A 23,858-nucleotide genomic window follows, 5' to 3' on the forward strand; every position below is an offset into this window, starting at 1 on the left:
TGGCGGGCGAAGAGGCACGCGCTAGATCCTCTAGTCAGATTTTGAGGCGGTATCGGCAAGAAAACAGCGAGGCATCGGTAGGCAAATGTTCGATCTCAGCGGAAAGACGGCCTTGGTTACCGGCGGCGGTCGTGGGCTCGGCCTTGAAATGGCGAAAGCGCTTGCCAACGCCGGCGCCGCGGTCGTGATCAACGGTCGCAATCGCCAGGCGCTCGAGGCAGTCCGCGCGCAAAGCAGCGATACTGGCAGCGCGCTCCGTATTGCCCCGGGCGACGTTTCCACCGAAGCCGAGCAGATCGTCGCATCCGTCGTCGAGCAGACCGAGCAACTCGATATCCTGATCCACGCGGTCGGGGAACGCGACCGCCGCGGCACCGATGACATGGACCCTGTGGCCTTTGCCGCGCTTGTCCACACCGATCTCAATGCCGCCTATGGGATGGTCAAAGCAGCCCTTCCCCATCTCCGACGCTCATCCTCCGGGCGACTGATCTTTGTGACGTCTATCGCCGCCTTTGCTGCCCGCGCCGGCGATCCGGCCTATACGGCGGCCAAAGGCGGCCTTGACGCCCTCACGCGCTCGCTGGCGGTCGAACTCGGATCTGACACAATGACTGTCAACGCCATTGCACCCGGCTGGTTTGCGACCGAAACGAATGCTGCACTTGCAGCTGATCCTGCTCTCCAGGCGTTCGTTGATGTGCGGATCCCCTTGAAGCGTTGGGGCAGGCCGGAGGAAATCGCACCGGCCGCCGTGTTTCTGGCCTCGCCGGCTGCCAGTTTCGTCAACGGTATTACGCTCACCGTCGACGGTGGCATGACCGTGCAGATGTAATCGCATAAAGAAATCTCAGAGCCAGTCTGCCCTGGCCGGCAAACCCAAGGCGAGAAGGTCCGCCAGGCTTACGGCCGCCTTGTCCGCCGCGGGCCTGAGGCGCAGGCTGAACTCAGCATTCGGCAGCGCTGGCAGCGCGAGCGCCTGCGGCGCAAGCACTACGCCCTGCCCCATGAACCGAGCGGTCCGCGCTGTCACGGCAATGCCGCTGCGGACCGCTGCCCGCAAGCCCGAAAGACTGGGGCTCGTCGCGGCGATGCGGTAGGCGCGTCCCGTGTGGTCGAGGGCTGCAGTTGCCGCCGAACGAAAGCCACAGGGTGGATCGAGCACTGCGATCGGCAGTTCACCATCGACCGCGGCCGGCGTGTCGGCAGCTGCCAACCAGAGCATCGGCTCGCTCAGCACGGCAACCTCATCCGGCGGCGTTCCCTCCCGCATCACAATCAGCACATCGATTGCCCCCTGATCGTAGCCCGTGGTCAACTCCCGAGACCGCCCAACCCTCAAGTCCAGCCGCACGCGCGGATGGGTGCGTGCAAACAGGCGCAAGAGGTCTGGCAAATTGCTGTCGGCAAAGTCCTGGGTGCAGCCAAGCGCCAGACGGCCATCGGCCTTCGCACCTTTCAGGCTCAGCCAGGCGTCTCGGTTGACCTCGAGAATACGCCGCGCATGGACGACCAGTTCCTCTCCGGCCGGTGTCAGAACCCGCCCTCTTCCCGATGGCGCGAGAAGCGGTTCGCCAATGATCGCCTCGAGACGCTGCATCTGCGCCGTCACCGCCGAAGGCGTGCGACCGACCGTTACAGCCGCATGCGCAAGCGATCCGCCTTCGGCAAAAGCGAGAAAGGTGCGCAGGAGATCTGGATCGAAAGCTTCCATATATTCAATGTAATCGAATTATTAATATCAAACAATTCGATTTTACAGCACCTTTTGATGTGGCAGATTGACCTCAACAGGAAGACAAAAACACCCAAAAGGAGCGTTCACATGCCTATCATCAACGTCACGGTCAGCGGCAAAGCCGACGCAACCTTTTCCGCCCGGGTTGCCGCTGCAGTCAGTGAACTGACAGCCCAGCACCTGCGCAAGGATCCGACGATCACCGCCATTGTCGTCACCTATGTCGATCCTGCCCATTGGTTCGCCGGCGGCAAGTCTTTGGCAGAGCAGGACCTGAACAGCTTCTGGCTCGACATCAAGGTCGTCGACGGGACCAACACCAAGCCGGAAATGGCCGCCTACCTGGAAGCCATCTATGGCCGCTTCGAACAGCTTCTCGGCAGACTGCACTCGGAAAGCTACATCCTCGTTCACGAAGTTCCCGCAGCAGCCTATGGCTATGGGGGCAAGACACAGGAGTTCCGCTACATCAGCGGCAAACTCGAGCCCAGCGTCTAAGGGAGCTCGCCTTCCTCCGTCAGCACCGGCACAAAGCGTCTCTATGGCGCCGCCCCACGCCGGGGCGGCTTGCAAGTTGCACGCGCACTGAGAAGCACGAGGCGATCAAACGTCATCGAAAGCGTGCATCGCCACTTCGTTCTGACGCGGCTCGAGGAAACGGTCGGCGGGGCCTGTCAACTTCCAGCGCAGCATCCCGTTGCCGCGCGCGATCTCCACGGTCGCCCCCAAAGCCTGCGCCACCGTTCGCCCCAGCACGACGGCGCCAAAGCCGGAGCGTGGAAACCGTGGACCTCTGCCCCCGTCGAGCGCCCGCTCTTCCCAGATGATCGAGAAGCCACCCGTCGACGCCTGTTCGACGAGCGCCCACCGAACTGAAATCGCTCCCGCGCCACCCTTCAAAACACCGTTCCGCAAGGAATTCAGCGCCAGTTCGTGGATTGCCATGCCAAGATTCTCGATCGCCACCGGCGCAAGGGCCAGCGTGGGACCTGCAATCTGGCAGATATCGCCGGGATGAAAGGGGGCCATCTGCGTTTCGATCAGGCCACCGAGGTCAGCGCCCCGCCAATCGGCAGACGCAATCAGGTCATGGGAGGCCGCAAGCGCCCAGATGCGCTCCTCTATGCGCTTTTGAAACGTCGCCGCGGTCAAGGATTCGCTGCGGCTCTGCCGGATCATCGCGAGGATGATGGCATACTGGTTTCGGACCCGGTGATTGACTTCGCGCAGTAGCAGGCGAATTCGCCGTTCCTTCTCCTTGGCCGGAGTAATGTCGCGGGCGACCTTGGAAGCGCCAACAATCTTGCCCGCAGCGTTTCGGATGGGCGAGATCGTCAGCGAAATCGTGACATAGCTTCCGTCCTTGTGTTGCCGCACGGTCTCGAAGGGTTCGATGCGTTCACCTTGGCTGAGCCGGGCAAGCAACCTCACCTCTTCTTCATGCAGGTGCGGCGGGATGATGGTGAAAATCGACTGCCCCACCATATCCTCGGCGGTGTAACCGAAGAGGCGCTCCGCCGCCCCGTTCCAACTGCGCACCGTCCCATCCAGGCTCTTGCTGACGATGGCATCAAACGAGGATTCAACGATCGCGGCCAGGTGGGCCCGCAGCACATCCTCGGCGATCGCCTCCGTGTCGTACTTGCGTGACGGCATTGGTCTGCTTGCTCCGGCCAGGTCACCCCACAGAGATTTGTTTCTGCCTGACAAGCTACTACGTCCCGACGACGGAAAATGTTCCGTCCCTGGGCATAGCCGGGCGTAAAACCATCGGGCCGACGCAGAAGGTTGCGCGCCAATCCCGCACAAAACAAAGGAACCCAATCAGCAGCCACGTTCCGCCGTCATCAGGCCCAGATCACGCTCAATGGCGGGCACCACTGGCCTAATCTGAAGAAGAGGTATAGATTGCGTGGCCCGGTCCTTGGCCCAAGCGCCGACCACCGGAAACGACTGCAAGGACGGCCGGGCGAGAGAGCCCGGACCATCCGACGAAGTCCGCAAGGCCGAAGCTGGCTTCAGCGACGTCTTGCGCGAAACTGACAGGGTCAACTGGACGATGGGCCGAGCATCGCGGCCGCCAGGGAGTTTTCAATGCAGTGGGCAGTCAATGATCCCAATGGGCAGTGGAATTCAACCGAGCTCGAAATGCTTCAGCGGACCTTCGACAGGGTCTGCCTGTGGCAGAACATACCACCGAACAGCCTGCGTGCAGGACGATTGGTTCGCTACCTGTCCGATCAGCTTCGCGGCGGCATTTGCGACGAGGGCACCTTGTTTGAAAATGCAATGATGCTGGAGCGTTCGCGTTCGGAGGGGACATCCTTCCCGCGGCGCGGCGCACCGATGCGTGTGCTTAACTAACAACCGTCGATAAACCGGACCAGAACGTCCTAAAGCGCCGCGCGTCTTACCAGGCGCGCAACGCTTTTTGCGGCACTTTGAATGATTGCATGTTCCGTCGTTTGATCGGTGACGGTCGAAGGAAACAGGCGGCATGTGGTCGGGTGCCGCGTGCTGCGCGCACGCTAGGCTCTATCTGCCGATGATGTGTGGCAACCAGGCCGGTATTGGGCGAGATCGGAAACGGTTCGTCGCGGTATCGTCGCATACCGCGGCCCTCATTCGTCCGCCTTCAGCGCACGCGCGTTTGCGCGCGCACGATGTTGATCTGAAGTTCGTGGCTCGTGGCATACTTGCCGAGCACTTTGATCAGACGCTGCTCTTCGGCCTTGTGAACGCCGCTTCGCCGGCAATAATCCGCAACGTCCCAGACGTGCTTGGTGCGGGCGCTATCGACCGATCGAATATCCGTGTGTTTCATTCTGCACCTCCCCTTGCCGTAAGCGTTAAGTCCCAAGAGCCGCATGCCCAAAAAATGTTGGTTTCTGATAACGTCGGGGGTCGGGTCCGGTTCCATCCTTTCGGGAGACCCAATCGCCCGGAGCAAATCAACCGCAATCCCCGGCGACGATCATCATCGACGGCCAAAGACAGTCCATTTGCGATACCGGCACTCAATCCGCCACCGAACCGGCCTGCCGCTCAGTGCCTGCCAAAAACCGAGCGGTGCAGCGCCCGCATGCGTCGCGCGGCTCGCCACCCGGTGGCGATCAACCGGTCGGCCGGCGGTGCGACGGGCAATTGCGGCCCCTCGATCAGGTCCACGAGCATCTCCGGTGTCACCTCGCTGGTGATCACGATCCGCGAGAGCGCAAAGAGGTTCTCTGTTTCGTCACTGAGTGCATGGCGTACGCGGCAGGCTGCCAGATATCCGGCATCCTCGGCGATCCGGCGGGTCGTGCGGGACGCATAACCGTGCGGATAGGCAAAGGTCGTGACCGCACGACCCAGACCGTCTTCCAGCCTCTTCTTGCTGTCGCCAAGCTCATGTGTCGCGTTCGCCCACGACAGTGTGTCGAGCTCTGGGTGACTGACCGAATGCGCACCGATGTCCACGCCCGCCTGCTGCAGGTCGCGCAATGCGGCCCAGTCGAGCATCGGCCGATCGCCCTCGCCAAGATCGGCTAGCCACCGGGCAGTCGCCCCGACAAGGCCGGAGACGACATAAAGGGTCGGGCTCACACCGCGAGCGGCCAGCACCGGCATGGCGCCATCGGCGAAGTCACGAAGGCCATCGTCGAAGGTGATGACGCATGTGCGTGGTGGTACCCGCTGCCCGCTGCGGCGCAGGAAAGCCAGATCGCCAGCCGTGATCGAGCGGTAACCGCGCTCGGAGAGTATCTGGAGATGCGCGTCCAGTTCCCTCTGCGTGACCAACCAGCGCCTGTAGTCTGGAGCGCAATCCGCGCCGACGCTATGATAGACCAGAATGGGGATCGATTGCATGGTCAGACCTCTCCCTCGGCATGACGCCTTGCAGCAAGACCGCCTTGCGGCCGGTCATCGCGCCGGCGTTTGGCCAGACTGCGCAAGTAACCCGGCACGCCCGCAAGGATGCCCAGGCGCTCCATCCAGATGAGCCGGCGCGGATAATCGGAAGGAAGCCGCGCGGTCTTCTCGGATGTTGGCCCGGCCATGTGCAAAATGCCGGCGGGAAACGCCGCGGCGAGTTGCAAGGCCCGGCGTGGCTCGTCGACAACAATTTTCGTCAGATAGGCGCCAAGGCCCATGCCATAACAATAGGCTTGGCGGCGCATGCCCTCTTCGCCACGACGGTGATAGTGCCAGATGATGCCCTCGGGCTGATAGACCAGCCGGTAGCCACCGGCAACAATCGCAAAGAATGCGGCAAGATCGTCGCCGCCGCGCGCCAGTGTTCCCGCACCCAATGCCGAGTCGAAACCGCCGACCCGCCGCAGGGCGCTGGCGCGAAACGCCATGTTGGCCCCGGAGCCGAACTGGCCGGCCGTGAAGGGAAAGAGCACGCTCTTTGGCCGATTGGCGTTGAGATCGTAGACCCGGCGCTGCAGCCCCTTGCCGAAACCGCCATGTCGCTCCGTCCAGACCTGCGCCCGTGTTTCCAGTTCTGCCGGCAGGATCAGGCCGGTGACACAGCCGACCGCGCTGTCCTCCTCCATCGGCGCTGCCATCGCAGCGACCCAATGCCGATCGAGCACGACGTCGTCATCGGTGAAGAGGACGATATCGCTCGAGACATGACGCAGGCCCGTGTTGTGGGCCCGGCCCAGGCCAGGCGTTGGCTCAAACGCGTATTTGACACGGCCGCGATACTGCGTCGAAATCAGCTCGGCCGTCTCGGTCGTGGCCGGCGCATTGTCGACGACGACGACCTCATCCGGCACACGTGTCTGATCGAAAAGCGAAGTCAGGCAGCGGTTCAGACTGTCGGCTCGATCGCGCGTGGCGATCACCACCGCGACCGTCTCCTTCGGGCCTTCCCGAACCGCCGTCACCGGCGGCAACGACCGGAGAGATGCGATCTTGGCGAGCAAATCCGCCGGGTCGACCACCGGTCCGGCATGTTCGAGTTCGACGATCGCGAGTGGCCGCACCCCGGAGCGCACGAGGCAGAACAGGCTGCCATAGGAAACGTCGCCCGGCCGGGTGAGGTCGATGGGCGGAACCGGCTTTGCCTGATCGAGACTGACGATCTTGATGGGGCGGAATGCAGGCGGGCTCCTGGAGAACTTCGCCGCGACATAGCTTGTCACGGTGTAGGCGAGACCGGCGACAATCGCGCCTGCGCGCATCGGGCCACCAACATCCATCCGGATTACCATGTCGAGCAGGCCGCGGGCGACGCCTACCGGCAGCGTCCGGGCCACATAGGCCCGCTCGGATCCCAGCTTGTTGGTCGCGCCGATGGCCTTGACCACGGCATTCTTGGAGCGACCTTCCGCGCGGCAGCGCCGGCGGAAATAGTCCCACCGCGTCCGCTCGGGTGTCACCTGATGGTGCACCATTGCCTCCGGATCATAGAGGATTATCGAATCCGGATAGCGCTGGCGCGCGCGGATGCACCATTCTGTCTCTTCGCAGCCGGCTGCGTCCTGGCCACTACGGCCCATACCTTCGCGAAAACCGCCCACGGCGTCGAAGACAGACCGCCTGAAGGACATGTTGCAGCCAATCGGATTGCGGACCGGACCCAGCGTCTCAGGCATGCCCCGATAGCTGCAGCCGACGACCCATTGGAATTCTTCCGGGAACCACCGTGGACGCCCACCCTGCCAGAGCGGCAGCACCTTGCCGCCAACCCCGATGACCCTTGGATCGGCATAGTGGCTCGCCAACCGCGCAAGCCAGTCGGGCTCGGCAACGGCGTCATCATCCAGAAAGGCGATGACATCCGCCGATTTTGCGGCGCGCACGCCTGTATTGCGCGCGCCGGACAGGCCCTGTGCCGCGTCATTGGCAATCACATCGGCTCCTGGAAAGGAAGCCTGAATTGCGCGCAGCAGGCCCTCGTTGTGATCGATGACGACGACGACCCGATCGGGGCGCCGCGTCTGGTTCAGGACGGATCCGATAGCCGCACCAAGCTGCTGGCGGCGCTCATCGGAATAAGCGCAGATAACAACCGCAATCGAAGACATGACGGGCCTCAACCCATCCGCTGGGGTCGGTTCCTCACGATCGCAGGTGCAGGACCACCGCGCCAACTCATGCCAAGACGCGTGATTGTCTTGAGCACGCGCCATCCATCGGGGAAAGTGCGAAGATTGCTGACACCGTGGATGCGAGCATACTCGCGGCTTGGCAGTTCGGCGATGGTCAGGCCGGCCTGAAGGGCACGGACGTTCATCTGCGTCTCGATCTCGAAGCCCGTGGCGGACTCGACCCTCAGATGCGGCAGCACATCGCGCCAGAAGGCGTTGTAGCCGTAGCAAAGGTCGCTGTAGCGGCCGCCGAAACGAAGGCGAACCAGTTGCAGCAGTCCCCAGTTCCCGAGGCGTCGATACCATTCCATGTCATGCGTATCGCCGCCTTGCAGGAAGCGCGAGCCCTTCACGAAATCTGCGCCCGCAAGCAGTGCGCCGACAAATCCGGCCATTTCAGCAGGGTCGGCCGAGCCGTCGGCATCGAGGGTCACGAGGATATCGCCACGTGCCGCCGCAAATCCGACGGCCAGCGCAGCCCCTTTCCCGAGACGGGGCTGTTCGATGACGACAATATCCGGCATGAGCTCTCGTGCGATCGCAACCGTCCCATCGGATGAATTTCCATCGACGAGGACGACTTCGTCGACCCAGGCAGGAATGCGCGGCAGGACGTGTGGCAGGTTCTTGGCCTCGTTCACCGTCGGCACGATAACACTAACACGCGGAACGGAAATTGCTCGGCCCATGGCGGCCGGGCGGAGCGCAGCTCTTAATGGATTCTGAAATTGTTCACCCATCTTACTCAAATTCCTCCAGCCTTATAAAAAATGAAAACAAAAAAACTTCCGGCCCCGGTCATGTTTCTGACCTTGGAAGAGAAAAGCCTGTATTACTTGTACATATTCAGTTTTATTACAATATTCTAACTTTGTAAACTACCGCGTCTTTTCCTTGAAAATCATCATCTTAGAGAATAATCGCATATTTATGCTGAGTCAGCGGAAGTTATTCTCCTAATGACGATTTTATGACATGTATAGCTTGACGTATAATTCACACAATTCGGGAGACCCCGTAAAATCCTCGGTAATAAATTCTTAAGAATCCGTCGATTTTCTATCGGATCTATCTTGCCATCCGTCATTTTTTATTGGAAATTCGCGCAATCGTCCTCTTTTATAACGGTCGCCTGCGCTCTATATATGAGCAGCATCTTAATTAAAAATGTTTTGCCACAACGCAAGGCAGCAAGCGCTCACGACGCCGGGAAGCCTGCAAAGTACCATTATATAAGTGTGCCCTCAAACGACCCTTGCGCAAAGCCTTAAATAGCGCCGAACCAGAAATGAGCAGAACAATTGTCCGCCGTGCGCGACAATAGTCCTGCCGTTTCACAGTCCCGGATAATGGGCTAACCTTTTGAAATCACACAATTTCGAAGAGAGGAGCGCCGCGCGATCATCCCTGAAGTTGCGAGATTGATAGCATGCGGCGAGGGAATCGCGTATTCTCCCCGCCAAGGCCTGGCTCGATCAGGTCACGATGACTTCAAGGGCAAGCGAGGCCGATGCAGCCGGAAGAACAGATCGCAAAGGCGCCGTCTACGGACCCAGTGAAGCGTTGGGCGGACTTGATGGCAGAGTGGGATACTCTCACTGCGGAACTTGGTGAAGCTCGCCGCGCCATTGAACAATCGCCTGCACCGGACGCCGCGTTGGTGGAAACCGAGGCTGCGCTCATCGCAAGGTCACGCTTGCTCAAGGACGAGATCGACGTGGTTTTGGCGGAAGCCGCCAGCCAGCGTCAGCCCGTCAATGGCCCCCTCATCGTCGGCACATTGATTACGCCGAACAAGGGCAAACGCTAGAAGACACGCAGCCCGTGACCGAGAATGATCGCGCGTCAGTCTATCGACCTCAGCCAAGAAACCGTCTGAGGCCGGTGCGCAGGTCGGTCTGGCACTGATAGCCGAGTATCGAGTGAAGTGCCTGTGCGGATCCCTTAGATCGCCTCACTTCCCCGAGCAGGCCATCAACGTGTTCGATGCTGCAACTGGAGTTGGCCTCCTCGATCATGATTTTCGCCAGGTCATTGATCGTCGTCTCGACGCCGCTACAGACGTTGACGACCGTGGCGCCCTCCCTGTTGCCGCTCACCGCACGGATCAAAGCCTCGACCACATCGTCGACATAGACAAAGTCGCGGGTCTGCTCGCCGTCACCATAGATCGTGATGTTCTCGTTGTTTTTCAGACGCTGGGCGAATTTGGTGATCACACCGGAATAGGGCGAGGATGGGTCCTGTCCCGGCCCGAACACATTAAAGAAGCGAAGTCCGGTGGTGGAGAGGCCATAGACCTCGAAGGCGGCGCGCGCATGCAGTTCACAGGAGAGTTTGTCGGCGCCATAGGGCGACAGCGGGACACAGCGGCCGCTCTCCGATAGCGGCAGATCCTGGCTTGCCCCGTAAACGGCGGCTGACGAGGCATAAACAAGCGGGAGCGCTCGCCCGGAGCTAGCGAGCGCCTCAACGATCATCAGGAAGCCGGTTATGTTGATCTGATGGGAAGACGTCAGTTGCCGATTGCAGCGTTCCACGGAGGCGACTGCCGCCAGGTGAATACAGGCGTCGACATCGGACAGCGCTCTGCGAACGGCATCCCGATCGAGTATGGACCCTTCGATGAAGGTGGCGGTGCCAGGAATGTTGCCGAGCTTGCCGGAGCTCAAATCGTCGAGAACGACGACGTCATGGCCGAGCTGCAACAACCGCTTCGCGACATGCGCGCCGATGAAACCTGCTCCACCGGTAACCAGGATCCTCTTCAAGTCGCTCTCCCTGTTGCTAGGTGACTTCGATGAATGGCATCAGAACAAATCGGCGACGGGCAACGGGCTGCAGTACCGTCCCGGAATGAAAGCTGATCGCGCCTTGCGACAAGAATGTGCCGTCGCCCCCGCACCAATCCTCCATTTTCGTGCCCGTGCCGTCAAGGCTCGGCAGCCTGCCGGATTCTTGCCCGCTGGTGTCCGTTCAGGAGCGCCACTCCTATGCGTCGTCGGCGGCCTGCTTGAGGTCTGCGAGCAGCGCAACTGGCGCCCAGGCCCTAGCCTTCGAGACGGCTGCCCCTTTGATCAACGTGCAAAGCCGTTTGTTCACGGGGGCCTTTCGGCCAAGCCTTGCGGCAAGAGCGACCACTTCGCCATTGATCCAATCGACTTCGGTGACCCGTCCGGCATCAAGGTCATCCGCCATCGAGGAGCGCGCAGTGGCGTCAATCTTCAGCATGTTGGCAGCGATGACCTTAAACAGGATATCCGGCAGACCAAGCACAGGCGGCAACCAGCGTGTCGGAAGCGGGGTGAGCCGTGCCGGTCGAATGCGCCCCTCTGCGGCCAGGAGAGCGAGCGCCTCGCGCTGGGCCAGGGCCAGGCATAGACGGAAATCCCTCGTCGCAAGCTGTTCGCGCAAGGGCAGTCCGGAAAGCGCATTGACCGCGTTGTTGAGATTCATGAGCAGTTTTGCCCATTGCACCGCTTCGATATCGCTCGAGAGGTCGAGCCCCAATCCCGCAGCCTTGAACAATCGCTGGGCCGCGACCAACACCGGGTCGTCCTCGACAGCGATAATCCCTTCCGTCGCGCGATGCAGATGGGCGGGTCCGGGCGATGTCACATTGAAGGGGACCATCCCCCTCAGGATATTTGCCGACGGCAGTAACTCCTGCAGGGTGGCGCCGTTCCGGATACCGTTCTGGAGGCTGAGAACGGGCGTGCCCGCGCGCAGCACCGAGGAAAGCGCTTGGGCAGCCTCGGCCGTCTGCCCTGACTTGACCGTCAACAGGATCAGGTCGCAATCCGCCAGACTAGAAACCGTTTGGGAATACTCAATCCGTTCAGGCGGGATGTGATCATCGCGGCCATCGAGGTCGGTCAAACGCAATCCGTCGCGCTGCCACGGGGCGCCGCGCGTGGCCCTTCCCACGAAGGTCACCTCGGCACCGCCCGACAAGAGGCACCCGCCGACAAAGCCACCGATGGCGCCGGCTCCAAATACCCCGATCCTCATGACATCCGCGCCCGCATCCCATGAGACTATAGGCTGGAACTGGTGCATTCCAGCCATCATCGTGGAGGCGACGCGCGCCCCGCCGTGGCTGCCCTCGCGATGGCGAGGCCAAATCCGCCGCCTTTCCCCCATCGATATCGTGAATTAAATATTACCATTTGCTTACGAAGCCAATGATGATACAAGTTCAGCATTATCTGATGCCAGTTGTCGACGGAAGTTTTAGGCCGCCAGCCGCAATTCGCGGACTGAGGCACTCGATCGATTTTTCGAAATAAGCCATTGTTAATACGAGATTGCCGAGGCTTCTCCCGATGCCTGAAATCCGCCCGCTGCAGGCCAACGATCTGCCCGCCATCGCCGCCATGTTCCAGCGCGAATTGCGCAAGCGGCGCACGCCCGCACCGCCACCTCTGGCAGGCTATCTCAAACGCCTTTATCTCGACGCGACCGACGGCGACTGCGGATCGCCATCACTGGTGCATGTTGCCGACAACGGCAGTGTCTCGGGATTTGTCGGCGTCACGTCCATGCCCATGCGCTTTGCCGGCAACAGTGTGAATGCTTCGATCTGCGGCTCGCTGATGGTGGACGCGGCACAGCGCAGTGATCTTGCGGGCGCCAGGCTGCTGAAGGCTTTCCTTGCCGGCCCGCAGGATCTCTCTTTCAGTGAGACGGCAAGCGAGGAAACGGCGAGCATGTGGACAACACTCCGCGGTTCGATCCTGCCCCAGTACAGCCTTGACTGGGTCAAGATCATCAAGCCTGCGAGCTTTGCCGTTGCCGGTGCCAAGGCAAGAATACCGATGGTGCAGCTGGCCGGTCCGCTTGCCCGCCTGGCGGACGCGGGCCTCGGGCGATGGAGACGGGGCGAGTTCTCGCGCTGGTTCGGGGCTGGTGATTCTGCCGCACTGCTTGCGCGCTACAGGCTGACGAATGTTGACCAGGAAGGGTTCTCAAAGCTGGTCGACAACTTCACGTCAAAGTTCGTCGTCCACCCTGCCTGGAACGAGGCATTGCTCCTGCGCGTCATGTCGGACGCCGCGAGCAAGCAGGATTTCGGCGAGACGGTACGATGCACCGTTTCGGCCCGAAGCGGCCCCACGATCGGCGCCTTCATGTATTTCGGGCGCGCCGGTGGTATCGGCCATGTTCTGCAGGTTCTGGCTTTGCCCGGACAAGCCGGAACGGTCATCGATTGCCTGATCGCCCACGCGGCCGCAGCGGGGCTTGCCGGTGTCAGGGGACGGACCCAACCGGCACTGCTTGAAGCGATGCTTGGCCGGCGGATCTTCTTTTTCAACGTCAACTCGACCGTGGTGCATGCGCGCGACCCGGAACTCGTCCGCCAGTTCCAGGCCGGAAACGGCTTCTTCAATGGACTTGTCGGTGAACATTGGAGCCGCATATTCGGCGATCGGTTCGACTGAGGGCTTCCTCAAGCCTGAAACAGGCGCGCGATCAAGGCGCCGCATTTGCCTATTCCTCCGATCGCTCCTGGCTTCTGCCGTCTTCCAGCCATTCCTAGAGCGCCGTGCGTTCATGGGAACGCTTAAAGGACGCTCTAGGACTTTGATTCTAGAGCATCTTTCTTCCCTGACGTGATTCCAGTTGAAGGCAGGAGCTCTAGAAGGCGTAGGAAAGAACGTCGCCGGCCTGACTGCTCATCGGTCCGTACCGGCAGGCGCTCTGCATCGATTTCGACGCGCAATAGCGATTGACGGCGCGCGTCGTGGCACCGGTGAGGACACCGTTTATTGGGCCCGTATAGAAGCCGATCTCCTTAAGGCGATGCTGGGCGAGATAGATGTAGGCGTTCTGATGCGTGGTGCGCATCATGCGAATGAGCGACTGGCGGGACTCCATCGAGAGCTCAGGCATACGGTCAACGATCGACTGATAGTTGCGCCTGGAATTGGCCGCAGAGAACAACATTTCCTCGACCAGCAGGTCACCGCGCGACAGCCGAGGGGAGACCTCGATGAACAGCTCCTGGGCGCGATCCATATCGGCATTGAAATAGGTCGACCGCCCAAAGCGGCGACCGTCGCGATAGTAACTGATCAGATGGCGAGTAGCTGCAATGTTGCCATTAGCTGAGGCCTGCTCGAGCAGCGCTGCCGCCCCTTTGGGGTTGCGCTTCGTGCCCATGCCGTAGAGCATGGCGTCTGCAAGGGCAACGACTGCGTCGTCCAGCCCCTTGGCTTCGGCTTCCCGCAGCGCTGCAACGCCGTCGGCCGGCCGGCCGACACTGCGCAACTGGCTTTCTGAAAGGGTGGTTCCAAGGATGAGCAAGCCATAGGGGTCGCCGGCTTCGGCCGCCTGCCTGTAGTATCCGACCGCACGCCGGCCATTGCTGGGCAACAACTTCCTGTCGCGGTACAGATCGCCGAGCCGGATCAAGCCCTGGGTCCAACCGAGCGACGCGGCCTCGTCATACTGCTTGATCGCCGCCGAAACATCGGGCTTACCGGCGTCACCACGGGTCAAGAGGTCGCCCATGACGACATAGGCTTCGCCCTCACCGCTTTCCGTGGCCTTTTTCACCATGGCACGGCCAGTCTCCACGTCCTGTGTGGTGCCATGCCCGCGCGCGATCATGGCGCCTGCACGAACAGCGCCGATGGCACTGCCCTTTTCCGCTGCCTGCCGATAATAGTCGAGCGCCTTCGGCAGATCGACAGCGACTGTGTTGCCATCGCTGTAAAAGTCGCCAAGGCGCACCAGTGCTTCCGTTTCGTCAAGGCCTGCGGCACGCTCGTAGGCGGCAACGGCGCCGACACCGTCGACATTGCCCGATTGCGGTTCTCGCAGGAGATCGCCGAGGCTGATCAGCGCGGCCGCATTGCCGCTGTCGGCAATCCGCCGGACGATGCTGCGCCCGGCCTCCACGTCGCGCGGCGTGCCAAGGCCATGCGCTGTCATTTCGCCGAGCCGCACCATGGCATGGCTGGCACCGGCATCAGCGGCGCGCTGATAGTAGCCGAGCGCCTCTTCCGGGTTTGACGCAACGGGTGCCGAGATTGCGCCGCTGAACGCGTCGCCGAGGAACGTCAATGCCTCCGGGTCACCTGTATCAGCGATCGACTTGATCGTGGCCAGCCCACCTTCGACATCCTGCTGCGTCCCGCGCCCGCGAAAGGTCAATTGGGCGGCACGCAACCGCCCCAGCGGCACCCCTGCCTCGGCTGCCTTGTCGTAGAATTCGAAGGCTCTCACATAGTCAGGCTTGCGACCGCGCCCGCTGCCGACGAGGTCCCCCAGCAGCAACAGCGCGTCGGTTCTCCCAAGCGCTGCAGCTTTCGCATAGGCCGCTTCTGCACCGTCGATATCGAGGGGGCCCGCGTCGCCCCCGCTCAACAGATCGCCGAGAGAGACAAGGGCATAAACGTTTCCCTTGTCGGCGAGAGAACGCACGGCGGCCCGGCCGGCTTCTACATCCTTTGCGGTCCCCTCTCCGCGCGCCAGCATCTCGCCGCTGCGCAGAAGGCCGGTCGTGTTTCCGACAGCCCCGGCACGCTGGTAATAGTCGTAGGCGCGGGGAAGATCGAGCGGGACTATCCCTGAATCGGCGTGGCTGTAGAGGCCGCCAAGCACGGCTAGAGCGTCACCGTCACCGCTGGATGCCACTTCTTCGATCAGCGACAGCCCACCCTCGACATCCAGTTTGGTGCCCTCCCCATTGAGGCGCATCACCCCGACACGCACCTTGCCGGTGGCGCTGCCGGCATCGGCCGCCTGGCGGTAGAAATCGAGCGCCTTGGCAAGGTCACGATGGGCATTGCCGGCATCGCTGTAGAGGTCTCCAAGCCGCAGCAGCGCGTCGGCATTCACGGCGCGCTTGGGTACCGCGGCATTGCTGGAAACCGTGGGTCTTCCAGACTTTGATGTGGCCTCAGCGCACCATGCCGTACCCGTCAGGACCAGAACGGCCACCGATATCACCAGATGACTTTTCCACCACAACGCCAACGCCCTTGTCCCATGCCTGTTCAATGCTGGACGCCCTCGCCCGGCATCAATGCCGTCAAATCCCCAACTTCCACCGCTTTCAGATAGTACTCGGCCGCTTTCGCGCCGTCCGCAGGCACACCCTTGCCGTCGCGATAAAGATCCCCCAACCGAAGCAGCGCGTCAGCTCTGCCGAGCTTCGCAGCGCTCTCATAGGCCGCCACGGCGGCCTGGCCATCCACCGGCCCGGCAACACCCGAAAGGTGAAGATCGCCCAGCACCACATAGGCATAGGGGTCACCGGCGACGCCCACCTGCTTGACCATCGCGAGCCCGGCGCCGATATCCTGGGGCGTTCCTTCGCCGCGGGCCGTCATCTCGCCCTGCCGCAGCTTGCCCGTCTCGTCGCCAGCAAGTCCGGCCCTGCGGTAGTAGTCGAATGCCTTGCCAAGGTCTGCAGGCGTCAATGCGCCGATACGATAGATGTCGCCGATGCGGACCAGTGCGTCCGGTCGACCGAAGGCTGCAGCCCGCTCATAAGCCCGCACGGCCTCCGCTATATTGGCGCTGCCGGTCGAGCCATCAGCCAAGAGCTCTCCCAGCGACACAAGCGCAACGCTATCGCCGGTGTCTGCGGCCTCGCGTACCAGCGCGAGACCGGCGGCAGCATCCTTGGCCGTCCCTTCACCACGGACCATCATCTCGCCGGCACGCACCTTGCCTTCCAGGTTCCCGATGCCTGCAGATCTGTTGTAGTAGCCGTAGGCGCGGACGGGATCGGCCGGTAGTATGCCACCGACGCCGCGTTTGTAGAGCCTGCCCAAAAGATTGAGCGCATGGGTGTCGCCATCGTCGCCAAGCGCATTCATTTGAGCGAGCCCGGCGTCAACGTCGCGTTTGGTGCCCTGTCCCAATAGGGTCATCTCGCCGACACGCAGCTTGCCGGCTATGTTCCCGGCCTTCGACGCCCTGACATAATAGGCATAGGCCTTGGCCAAGTCAGGCTTCACCGAAGGGCTACGGCTGTAGAGATCGCCAAGACGGTTCAACGCATCGGAATGGCCAAGCGACGCCGCCTTCTCATACGAGGCGACCGTGGCAGGCAGATCGACCGGCGCCACCGTCACATCACTCAGCAAATCGCCAAGCGCAATCAGTGCAAACGCGTCGCCGTGATTGGCAAGATCCGTCAGCATGGCCCGGCCGGCCTCATAGGACTGGTTGACGCCGCGCCCGCGCGCGAGCATTTCTCCGGTGCGCAAAATGCCGGTCTCATCGCCGCTGTCGGCCGCACGGCGGAAATAGCCAAACGCCTTGACAAGATCGACCGCGATGACGCCGCCTTCCGAGCGACTATAGAGGGAGCCAAGCAGGACGAGGCCTGCGGGGTTGCGCGTACGCGCCACCACTTCCTCGATCATCGCCACCCCGCCATCGACGTCCTTTGCTACCCCTTGGCCCAAGGCGGTCATTTCGCCGATCCGCAGCTTTGCCGGCTCATAGCCCAGTCCCGCCGCCTTCCGGTAGAGATCCAACGCCTTGACCGAGTCCAGGGCGACTGTGCCTTGGCTGATCGGCCGGTAAAGGTCTCCGAGCAGCACCAGCGCTTCCGGGTTGCCCGATCGGGCCAAGGACTCGATTATTGCGAGCCCCTTGTTGACATCACGTGCGACACCCCGTCCGCGCGCCAGCATTTCGCCGACACGCAGCTTGCCATCCTCGCTTCCGACCTTTGCAGCCTGTTCATAAAAGTGAAAGGCGCGTTTCTGATCGGCAGCGACGACCCTGCCCTCGCTGTAGAGATTTCCAAGCCGCAGCAGCGCTTCCGCACTGCCCATGGCGGCAGCTTCCAGATAGAGTTTCGACGCGGCGAAGGGATCCGCCGGAGCGCCCTTGGCCAGGCCGATCAGGTCAGCGGGCGCGATGATCGCATAGACAGCCTCCGGTTGGCCCGGATTACGCAGCCCACGGTAGTAGGTAAGGGCGGCATCAGCCGCCGCGACGGTCGTCTTCCCGTCTCGATAAAGGTCGCCGAGCGCGATGTAGGATCCGGCGAGCGCCTTCACGAAACCATCAGGCTTTTTCAGTTGCCCGATATCCCGTTTCTGGAAGACCAGCGACTGCGTCGCGAAACTCCCTTCATCGGGACTGGCCTTCGCCACCATTCCCGATGTCAATGCGCTGGCAATACACAACCAACCGATACGCATGGCCCAAAACTCCCGACAGCGCGCGGGTTGCAATTAAGAAAATGTAACTCAGCTAATATGAAACAAGCACTTCACCTTTCCGGCAAGCAGATTCTGAACTTTTTGCGTGCACTGCGACTGCTTTTGTCTGTCGCGCCCACCGGCCGGAACCATTCCTTCTAATTCACCCACTCTCCCATCCTGATGCCCGCATCATCTGGAGCAAAAACGCTGGCGTCCGACGTCGCCCGCACCAGTCGGAACCGGGGCGACGCGCGCAACGCGTTCTCGATCGCACTGAGCGAACCTTTCGGCATAATGCTCAAATCGTCGATGTAAGCCTTCTGGCTTCGCGTGATAATGATGAAGGTCGTACCGGGCGGCCTCCCCCGCATCCAGCGGGACAGTTCCGCCGCAGGGTCGGCAAGCACCGCTGTGATGGACTGACTGCTCTCCGTCGAGATCGGCACATAGATGAAGCGCTCGTAATTCATGAATTGCTCGGGGTAATTTGGCGCCCCTTCGATCAGCATCGAACCGATCGGCGCATTCGCGTAGAGCCATTGCGAGACTTCGACCTCGCCGCGCGTGAAGCTGTACTGTCGGTCCTTGCCATTGTTGGCAAGGACGAACGCAACCGAGAGCAATGTCCCAAGACACCCAAGAGTGTATCTGGCAATCGCATCGCGTTGCCGGTCCGGCGAAGGGAAGAAGAGCGCCGCAGCGAAGAATGCCAGGAACGGCAGAGCAAACAAGTAGACGCGAAAGGCGATCTCACCACCATAGGACGTCGCCACCAGCAGGAACCCCGGCGCAAGCGTCAAGACCACGGCCGGACCGTCGCGGTAGCCGGCGATCAGCCGCCGCAACCCGCCAAGCAGGGCAGCGAGTGCGATCACACCGGTCAGCGTGCGAGATGCCCACGATACCACCACCTGTCCGGGGCTGACGATCGACGTGTCGACCAGGCGCTCGCTGATCTCGGTGGAAGTGTCGCCGAAACGTTGAACCAGCTCGGGCAGGACCAGAGCCAGATAACCGTCGGCGTAGAACATCAGCCAGGCAATCTCGACCAACAGGGCAAACAGCAGATAGCCGACACTGAGTTGCCCCAGGAACCACAGGCCGCCGAGCGCCACCAGCACGACCATCGGCGTCAAGGGATGGGTGGTCACGATCGCGACAATCAGCAGCATTGCCGCGATTGAGGCTGCCACACGCACCGACGGCGCGAAGGAGGTCGGCGGCAGTCCGCGCGACGCAAAGGCGAAGTAGCGACCGAAAACCCCGGCTGCTCCTTGACTGCCAGGATCGGCCCAGGCGTGCTCCATGCGAAGCGGACCGACACAAAGCGCAATGAGCATCAGGTAGAACAGGAGCGCCACGCCCTGCGGCGAGAAATAGTCTTGTCCAATCCAGTTCCCGACCGCAAAGAACCAGACAGAACCCCAGATAAGGCGCGGGTCCACTGTGAAGCGGCGAAAAATCTGTGGAAGCACGAGAATATAGAGCAGGTTGAGGACCAGCGGGGAAAACCGCACGATATTGGCCAGTTCGATGGGCGTGATGTCGAACAACGAGGCAACCGCAGCGCTGACGACAAACAGACCGGGCCAGTTCCTGTAGGCGGCGAGGAACGGGGCCGTGGGATCAATCTGCCCATACCGTTGCACATAGTCGACGACGCCGACATGTTTCCACGCCCAGGCGTAGCGCAGCGCGTCGTAAACGATCGCCGGCGTTCCGTGCAGCAGCAAAACCAGCATCGCTATCTGCAACAGCGGGATGCGGGTCTCTCGAACGCCGGACGCCAAGCTCAAAGCGAAACCCATGCCGACGGCCGCATAGGCCATCCAGATCGTGGCCGGCAGGACCGAAAACAGCCCGTAATCGTCCACCCCAGCCGGATCGGTGCGGTATAGGCTGATGACCCAAAGCACGAATGCCATGCCGAGACAGGCCAGTGAAAGACCGACGGAGCCGAATGAGCCGCGAATGGAGGCTGTCGCTGGAGGCGACTGGTCCGACGGTACGCTGCCAAGGTTTTCGGTCGCCGCCATTTTCAATTCGCCCCCTTGCTGGACGAGACGATGCGCAGGACGCGATCGACGTTGGAGGCGGCCCAAAGCCGACCGGCGCCCTCGATGTGCCCTATGCGCCCGCTGGCTTGATGGAGCCAGACCAGCCCAACCATTGCCGCAGTCGCGGCGGCATCCTTGCTCCAGTCTAGCTCATTTCCTGCAGCGCCAGCAAACCAGGTTTTTTCGCCCTCATGCCATTGCGGCAGCCAAAGCAGATCGGCAACAATCGCACCGACAGGCTCCGCTGAGCCCCCCATGCGCAGGGCAATCGCCAGGCCGCACGCGTCATAGCCGGCAGGAGCATCCGAACGGGCGTTACCCCATTCCAGGATGCCGGCCAACCCGACGGCGCCGCTTGACCTGATGAAACGCAGATTGTGCGGTCGCAGGTCGCCATGGCACCAGCCGAGCGGTAGTTTGCGCCCAAGCCAATAGCTCCGTTGCCGGGCGACGAACAGATCGAGCGCTTGCTCTCGCCTGCTCCTCGACAAAAGCGCGCCGTTCAGCAACCGCAATTGCGCCGTCGGCCGCTCGACCCAGTCCTGGAACCAGGTCTCGTCGATCTTGCGCACCGATGACGTTCGCCCGTGCAGAATGGCGATCGCACGCGCAGCAGCCGTCAAACCGGATTGCAGATCGGCTGGATTGTTGGACAGTCCATGCGCGTCTTCGCCACGAGACACCGCCTCGATACAGTCGAGACCGCCTTTCGTGTGTCGCACTGTCAATCGGGCCGGCAGCATCGGGTGGATCTCTTTCAGGCGCGGGTTCGCGTGCAACCGATCGAGATTGTCGATGTGCCGCTCGACATAGCCGATTGCGGCCAGATTACGTGCGCGATGAAGTATGGCGCGCATCTCGTGTCCGGTGTGGCCATCAGCCCTTTGCGCGCCGAGAGAGACGGTGACAGTGCCTTCGGGGCCAGGTTCCGTGGCGTAAGCCCGCCAGCTTGGCGCGTCGGCCTTGCCGGTCGAGGCCAGTAAGGGACCGAGATCTGCCTCTGTAGGCAGCAGGGCCGCAGGGGGCCGCCCCAATGGCACGAAGTGGGAGACGAACCGCTTTGATGAGAAAGCGAGTGCCAGCCCCCAGTCGTAGCCGCTGTAGCGGCGATTGGTAAGAAGGGCGAACACGCCGACCCCGCACGTGACCACGAGCATCGCCAACAGCCAGGCTATAGCCATGCCGATCGGGCCCTGGCTTTGCACCAGGAAAACGCCTGCGACAAGCGCCAGGAGCATCAGCGAGACATCGACGGCAGCTACCGACCGCATCCATCCCTTGGTGCGGGCAATCGACAGGTATATGGACAACACCGCCGAGACAACGCTGGCGACCGCCAGGATCCGCAGGATGGAAGCGCCTTCGTCTGCATAGGCGGGTCCGAACACCGCCATGATCGGGTGCGCCAGCACCAGGATAAAACCGACGAGGCCAACGAGCGGAAGGATCGACATCACCGCCGCATCTGCGGCGAGCGAGCGCAACCGGCGACTGTCGCTGGCGCCTTCAGCCAGGAGCGACAGTCCCATGGAGTCACCGAAATAGTTGAGAGACGTGAAGATGGTCCATGCGACGAAGAAACTTGCGCTCTCGGCCGCGCCAACCAGATTGAGCACGATCAGCGGCGCTGCGGTCCAGGCCGCCATCATGCACACGGAGCCAATGTAATCCCAGCCGAAGAAGTGGACCATGGCGCGCCGATGGACAAGGTGTTCATCCACGGGAAGGTCATCGTCCTTCGGCACGAGCCGCCTGAAAATCAGCAGATTGACGGCAACGATAAAAACCACGACCGGCGCGGTCCAGGCCAGAGCAATCGCGCCCCAGCCGAAGCCGAAGAATGCAAGCAACACGAGCATGGCAATCTTGACGAGTTGGTACGTCGTCTTGGACACCGGCACCCAGATCGACTGCCGCAAGCCCGAAAGCGCGCTGTCCTGGAGCGCAAAGACGGACCACAGGGCGACGGTCGCTACGAACCAGGCGATAACGCCGACATTGTTGGTCAACACCTCGAGCTTCGGCATGAACGCGCCGACGACCAGCAGGAAGACTGCCGCCACGAGAACAGAGACGACAACTGACACCGCGTAGGCAAACAGGATGAGCTTGCTCGCCCGGCTGCCGATCGTCGGGACGAAGCGAACAAGAAGGTTGCTGAAATTGAGCTGGGCCGCATTTGAAAGGTTTACGATGGTGGCGGTGATCGCGCCGCCGAGCCCGACCGCCTCCTGCGAGCAAAGGTGGGCGGCCAGAAGCCAGAATACCAGGCCGAGGACCGCGCTCAGTCCGCTGTTGGCGATCAGGGCGTACCCGTTGCGCATCAGCGACGACGCCATCAGGCCCGCCGGCACAAGCGATCGCCAACCTCCCCTACGCCGCTTGACCTGCATCTGCGCCGGAGCGGAATGCTGGATGGTCGGCGGGTGTGCGTTCATGGGCCGGTGCGCCGCCAAACGCGGACGTAATCGATGAGGAACTCGGCGGGAAACTTGGTTTTGGCGTTGGGCGAACCCGGCCAGTTGCCGCCCACGGCCAGATTGATGAGCAGGTACATCGGCTCCTGGGAAATGCCCTCTGCCTTGGTGTAGCGCCACAGTTCCTTGCCATCGAGGTACCAGATGACGGCGTCCTTGCGCCACTCCAGACCATAGACATGCCAGCCTGCGGCAAGATCGGCGGTCTTTGCGCTCTTGCCAGCGCTCTGCCACCCCCCTTTGATGTAGTGCAAATGCATCTCGTAGGTGTTTGTCGCGTGGCCAAGCACCTCGAGAATGTCTATTTCGGGGCGCGGCTCCTGCGTCGAGGGCAGCAACCAGATGGCGGGCCAAAGGCCCTTGCCCCTCGGCACCTTGGCGCGGATTTCAAAATAGCCGTATTTTGTGGCAAAGCGGTCGCGTCCCGCCCGCTCTTCGTAGTGGCGGCCGGTTGTCACCATGCCCGACGTGTAGTTGAACGTCCGCCCCTCATGGCCGATAACCTTCTGGGGCCGTGCCGTCAGCCGCAGATGTCCGCCGCCGACGCTGACGTTCTCGGGCCTGTACCACTGCAGTTCCTTGTTCGCCAGGTTCGTGCAGCCGTTCTTGTCCCACCAGTAACATCGGGTCCATTTTCGGCGGTCAAGCTTGCTTCCATTGAACTCTTCGCTGAAAACCCGCTCCCATTGCCCATCTGCGGGTGGTGAAGCCTGTGCCGGCACGCTCGCGCTTGCGATCCAAAACGTGCAGGCTAGCCCCAAAAACGCGGCGCCAAAAAATCTCATACCCATGCAACATCCCGCTCGGTCCGACTACTTGGCTCGCCGCAAAACGCACAAGTCTGCAAATTACCCGAGTGTTTTCGCAAGTGAGCGGATTGCGCACATTTGCCACGGTATCCGGCAGTCTGTCGCTTACGTTTAATTAAGTATCACTGATCAAGACGCACAACGTCAAGCAGTACTGGAATACGAATAACGCGTTATTATCCGAAGACGAAGATCTCATGAACAAAATGCAATCACGTAAATTTGAATCCACAGAGCCCCATACGCACTTCGCATGGCTTATCGCTTGTTTTGATTACCCAATTCTTCCGAAATATAATTATATTGGATTACGATCACTTAGTACAAAATAGGTAGACTTAACGCCAGGACTGATCGTCGCGAACTTCCAGGAAACACAAAGCAAAAAGGCTCAGCCACTCTCTCTATGGCTGCAAGGCACAATTCTCGAAACGACGCTGCAACCCGGAACTGGTCGTGAATTCCGAATTGTATGCACGCGACGGGACAATTGACGGCCGTCGTCAGGATCTGACCTGG

General features: G+C 61.5%; 18 protein-coding genes. 5 read left to right on the plus strand and 13 right to left on the minus strand.

What is annotated here, in order from left to right:
• Positions 1-85: 85 nt before the first annotated feature.
• Positions 86-835, plus strand: a complete 750-nt coding sequence (locus tag MKZ91_RS11985) for an SDR family oxidoreductase (protein WP_336171098.1) — start codon at positions 86-88, stop codon at positions 833-835.
• A 15-nt stretch (positions 836-850) separates the two neighbouring features.
• Here MKZ91_RS11985 and MKZ91_RS11990 read toward each other — a convergent pair whose 3' ends face one another.
• On the minus strand, positions 851-1,714 hold the full coding sequence (locus tag MKZ91_RS11990) for a LysR substrate-binding domain-containing protein (RefSeq protein WP_336171099.1): 864 nt from the start codon (positions 1,712-1,714) through the stop codon (positions 851-853).
• 111 nt (positions 1,715-1,825) lie between these two features.
• Between MKZ91_RS11990 and MKZ91_RS11995 the strand changes: the two genes are divergently transcribed.
• Positions 1,826-2,236 carry a tautomerase family protein gene (locus MKZ91_RS11995; protein ID WP_336171100.1) on the plus strand — a complete coding sequence of 137 codons (411 nt, stop codon included), beginning with the start codon at positions 1,826-1,828 and terminating at the stop codon, positions 2,234-2,236.
• 105 nt (positions 2,237-2,341) lie between these two features.
• Here the strand turns inward: MKZ91_RS11995 and MKZ91_RS12000 are convergent, their stop codons facing one another.
• The gene (locus MKZ91_RS12000) at positions 2,342-3,352 is read right to left on the minus strand and encodes a PAS domain S-box protein (protein WP_336171101.1); all 1,011 of its coding nucleotides are present in this window, start codon (positions 3,350-3,352) and stop codon (positions 2,342-2,344) included.
• 480 nt (positions 3,353-3,832) lie between these two features.
• Here MKZ91_RS12000 and MKZ91_RS12005 point away from each other — a divergent pair, with 480 nt between their 5' ends.
• On the plus strand, positions 3,833-4,102 hold the full coding sequence (locus MKZ91_RS12005; protein WP_336171102.1) for a hypothetical protein: 270 nt from the start codon (positions 3,833-3,835) through the stop codon (positions 4,100-4,102).
• Positions 4,103-4,373: 271 nt separating this feature from the next.
• Here the strand turns inward: MKZ91_RS12005 and MKZ91_RS12010 are convergent, their stop codons facing one another.
• The 4 genes from MKZ91_RS12010 to MKZ91_RS12025 form a co-directional block, all read right to left on the minus strand.
• Positions 4,374-4,562 (minus strand): hypothetical protein, encoded by a 189-nt coding sequence (locus tag MKZ91_RS12010; RefSeq protein WP_336171103.1) that lies wholly within the window; start codon positions 4,560-4,562, stop codon positions 4,374-4,376.
• A gap of 221 nt (positions 4,563-4,783) precedes the next feature.
• A complete protein-coding gene (locus MKZ91_RS12015; RefSeq protein WP_336171104.1) occupies positions 4,784-5,587 on the minus strand; it encodes a polysaccharide deacetylase family protein in 804 nt (267 codons plus the stop codon).
• 2 nt (positions 5,588-5,589) lie between these two features.
• Positions 5,590-7,758 (minus strand): glycosyltransferase, encoded by a 2,169-nt coding sequence (locus MKZ91_RS12020; RefSeq protein WP_336171105.1) that lies wholly within the window; start codon positions 7,756-7,758, stop codon positions 5,590-5,592.
• A gap of 8 nt (positions 7,759-7,766) precedes the next feature.
• Complete coding sequence (locus MKZ91_RS12025; protein ID WP_336171106.1) at positions 7,767-8,561, minus strand: glycosyltransferase family 2 protein; 795 nt, start codon at positions 8,559-8,561, stop codon at positions 7,767-7,769.
• 770 nt (positions 8,562-9,331) lie between these two features.
• On the opposite strand from MKZ91_RS12025, the gene MKZ91_RS12030 reads away from it, so the two are divergent.
• Positions 9,332-9,631: a hypothetical protein gene (locus MKZ91_RS12030; protein ID WP_336171107.1), complete on the plus strand. Its 300-nt coding sequence runs from the start codon at positions 9,332-9,334 to the stop codon at positions 9,629-9,631.
• Positions 9,632-9,680: 49 nt separating this feature from the next.
• On the opposite strand, the gene MKZ91_RS12035 is transcribed toward MKZ91_RS12030, so the two are convergent.
• Together MKZ91_RS12035 and MKZ91_RS12040 are read right to left on the minus strand one after the other, a co-directional pair.
• Complete coding sequence (locus MKZ91_RS12035) at positions 9,681-10,592, minus strand: NAD-dependent epimerase/dehydratase family protein (RefSeq protein ID WP_336171108.1); 912 nt, start codon at positions 10,590-10,592, stop codon at positions 9,681-9,683.
• Positions 10,593-10,812: 220 nt separating this feature from the next.
• Positions 10,813-11,832, minus strand: a complete 1,020-nt coding sequence (locus tag MKZ91_RS12040; protein ID WP_336171109.1) for a 2-dehydropantoate 2-reductase — start codon at positions 11,830-11,832, stop codon at positions 10,813-10,815.
• 314 nt (positions 11,833-12,146) lie between these two features.
• Here MKZ91_RS12040 and MKZ91_RS12045 point away from each other — a divergent pair, with 314 nt between their 5' ends.
• Complete coding sequence (locus MKZ91_RS12045) at positions 12,147-13,262, plus strand: hypothetical protein (protein WP_336171110.1); 1,116 nt, start codon at positions 12,147-12,149, stop codon at positions 13,260-13,262.
• A gap of 196 nt (positions 13,263-13,458) precedes the next feature.
• Here the strand turns inward: MKZ91_RS12045 and MKZ91_RS12050 are convergent, their stop codons facing one another.
• From MKZ91_RS12050 to MKZ91_RS12070, 5 genes are all read right to left on the minus strand, one after another.
• Positions 13,459-15,768 carry a tetratricopeptide repeat protein gene (locus tag MKZ91_RS12050; RefSeq protein WP_336171111.1) on the minus strand — a complete coding sequence of 770 codons (2,310 nt, stop codon included), beginning with the start codon at positions 15,766-15,768 and terminating at the stop codon, positions 13,459-13,461.
• 56 nt (positions 15,769-15,824) lie between these two features.
• Complete coding sequence (locus MKZ91_RS12055) at positions 15,825-17,993, minus strand: tetratricopeptide repeat protein (RefSeq protein ID WP_336171112.1); 2,169 nt, start codon at positions 17,991-17,993, stop codon at positions 15,825-15,827.
• Positions 17,994-18,151: 158 nt separating this feature from the next.
• Entirely contained in the window at positions 18,152-19,825 is a 1,674-nt protein-coding gene (locus MKZ91_RS12060; protein ID WP_336171113.1) for a hypothetical protein, read from the minus strand.
• 209 nt (positions 19,826-20,034) lie between these two features.
• Positions 20,035-22,491: a phosphotransferase gene (locus MKZ91_RS12065; protein ID WP_336171249.1), complete on the minus strand. Its 2,457-nt coding sequence runs from the start codon at positions 22,489-22,491 to the stop codon at positions 20,035-20,037.
• Entirely contained in the window at positions 22,488-23,321 is an 834-nt protein-coding gene (locus tag MKZ91_RS12070; RefSeq protein WP_336171114.1) for a glycoside hydrolase family 16 protein, read from the minus strand. The genes MKZ91_RS12065 and MKZ91_RS12070 overlap by 4 nt, the downstream gene beginning before the upstream one ends.
• Positions 23,322-23,858 lie beyond the last annotated feature (537 nt).

Origin of the sequence: Ensifer sp. MJa1, from assembly GCF_037026475.1 — a bacterium.
GTDB lineage: Bacteria > Pseudomonadota > Alphaproteobacteria > Rhizobiales > Rhizobiaceae > Ensifer.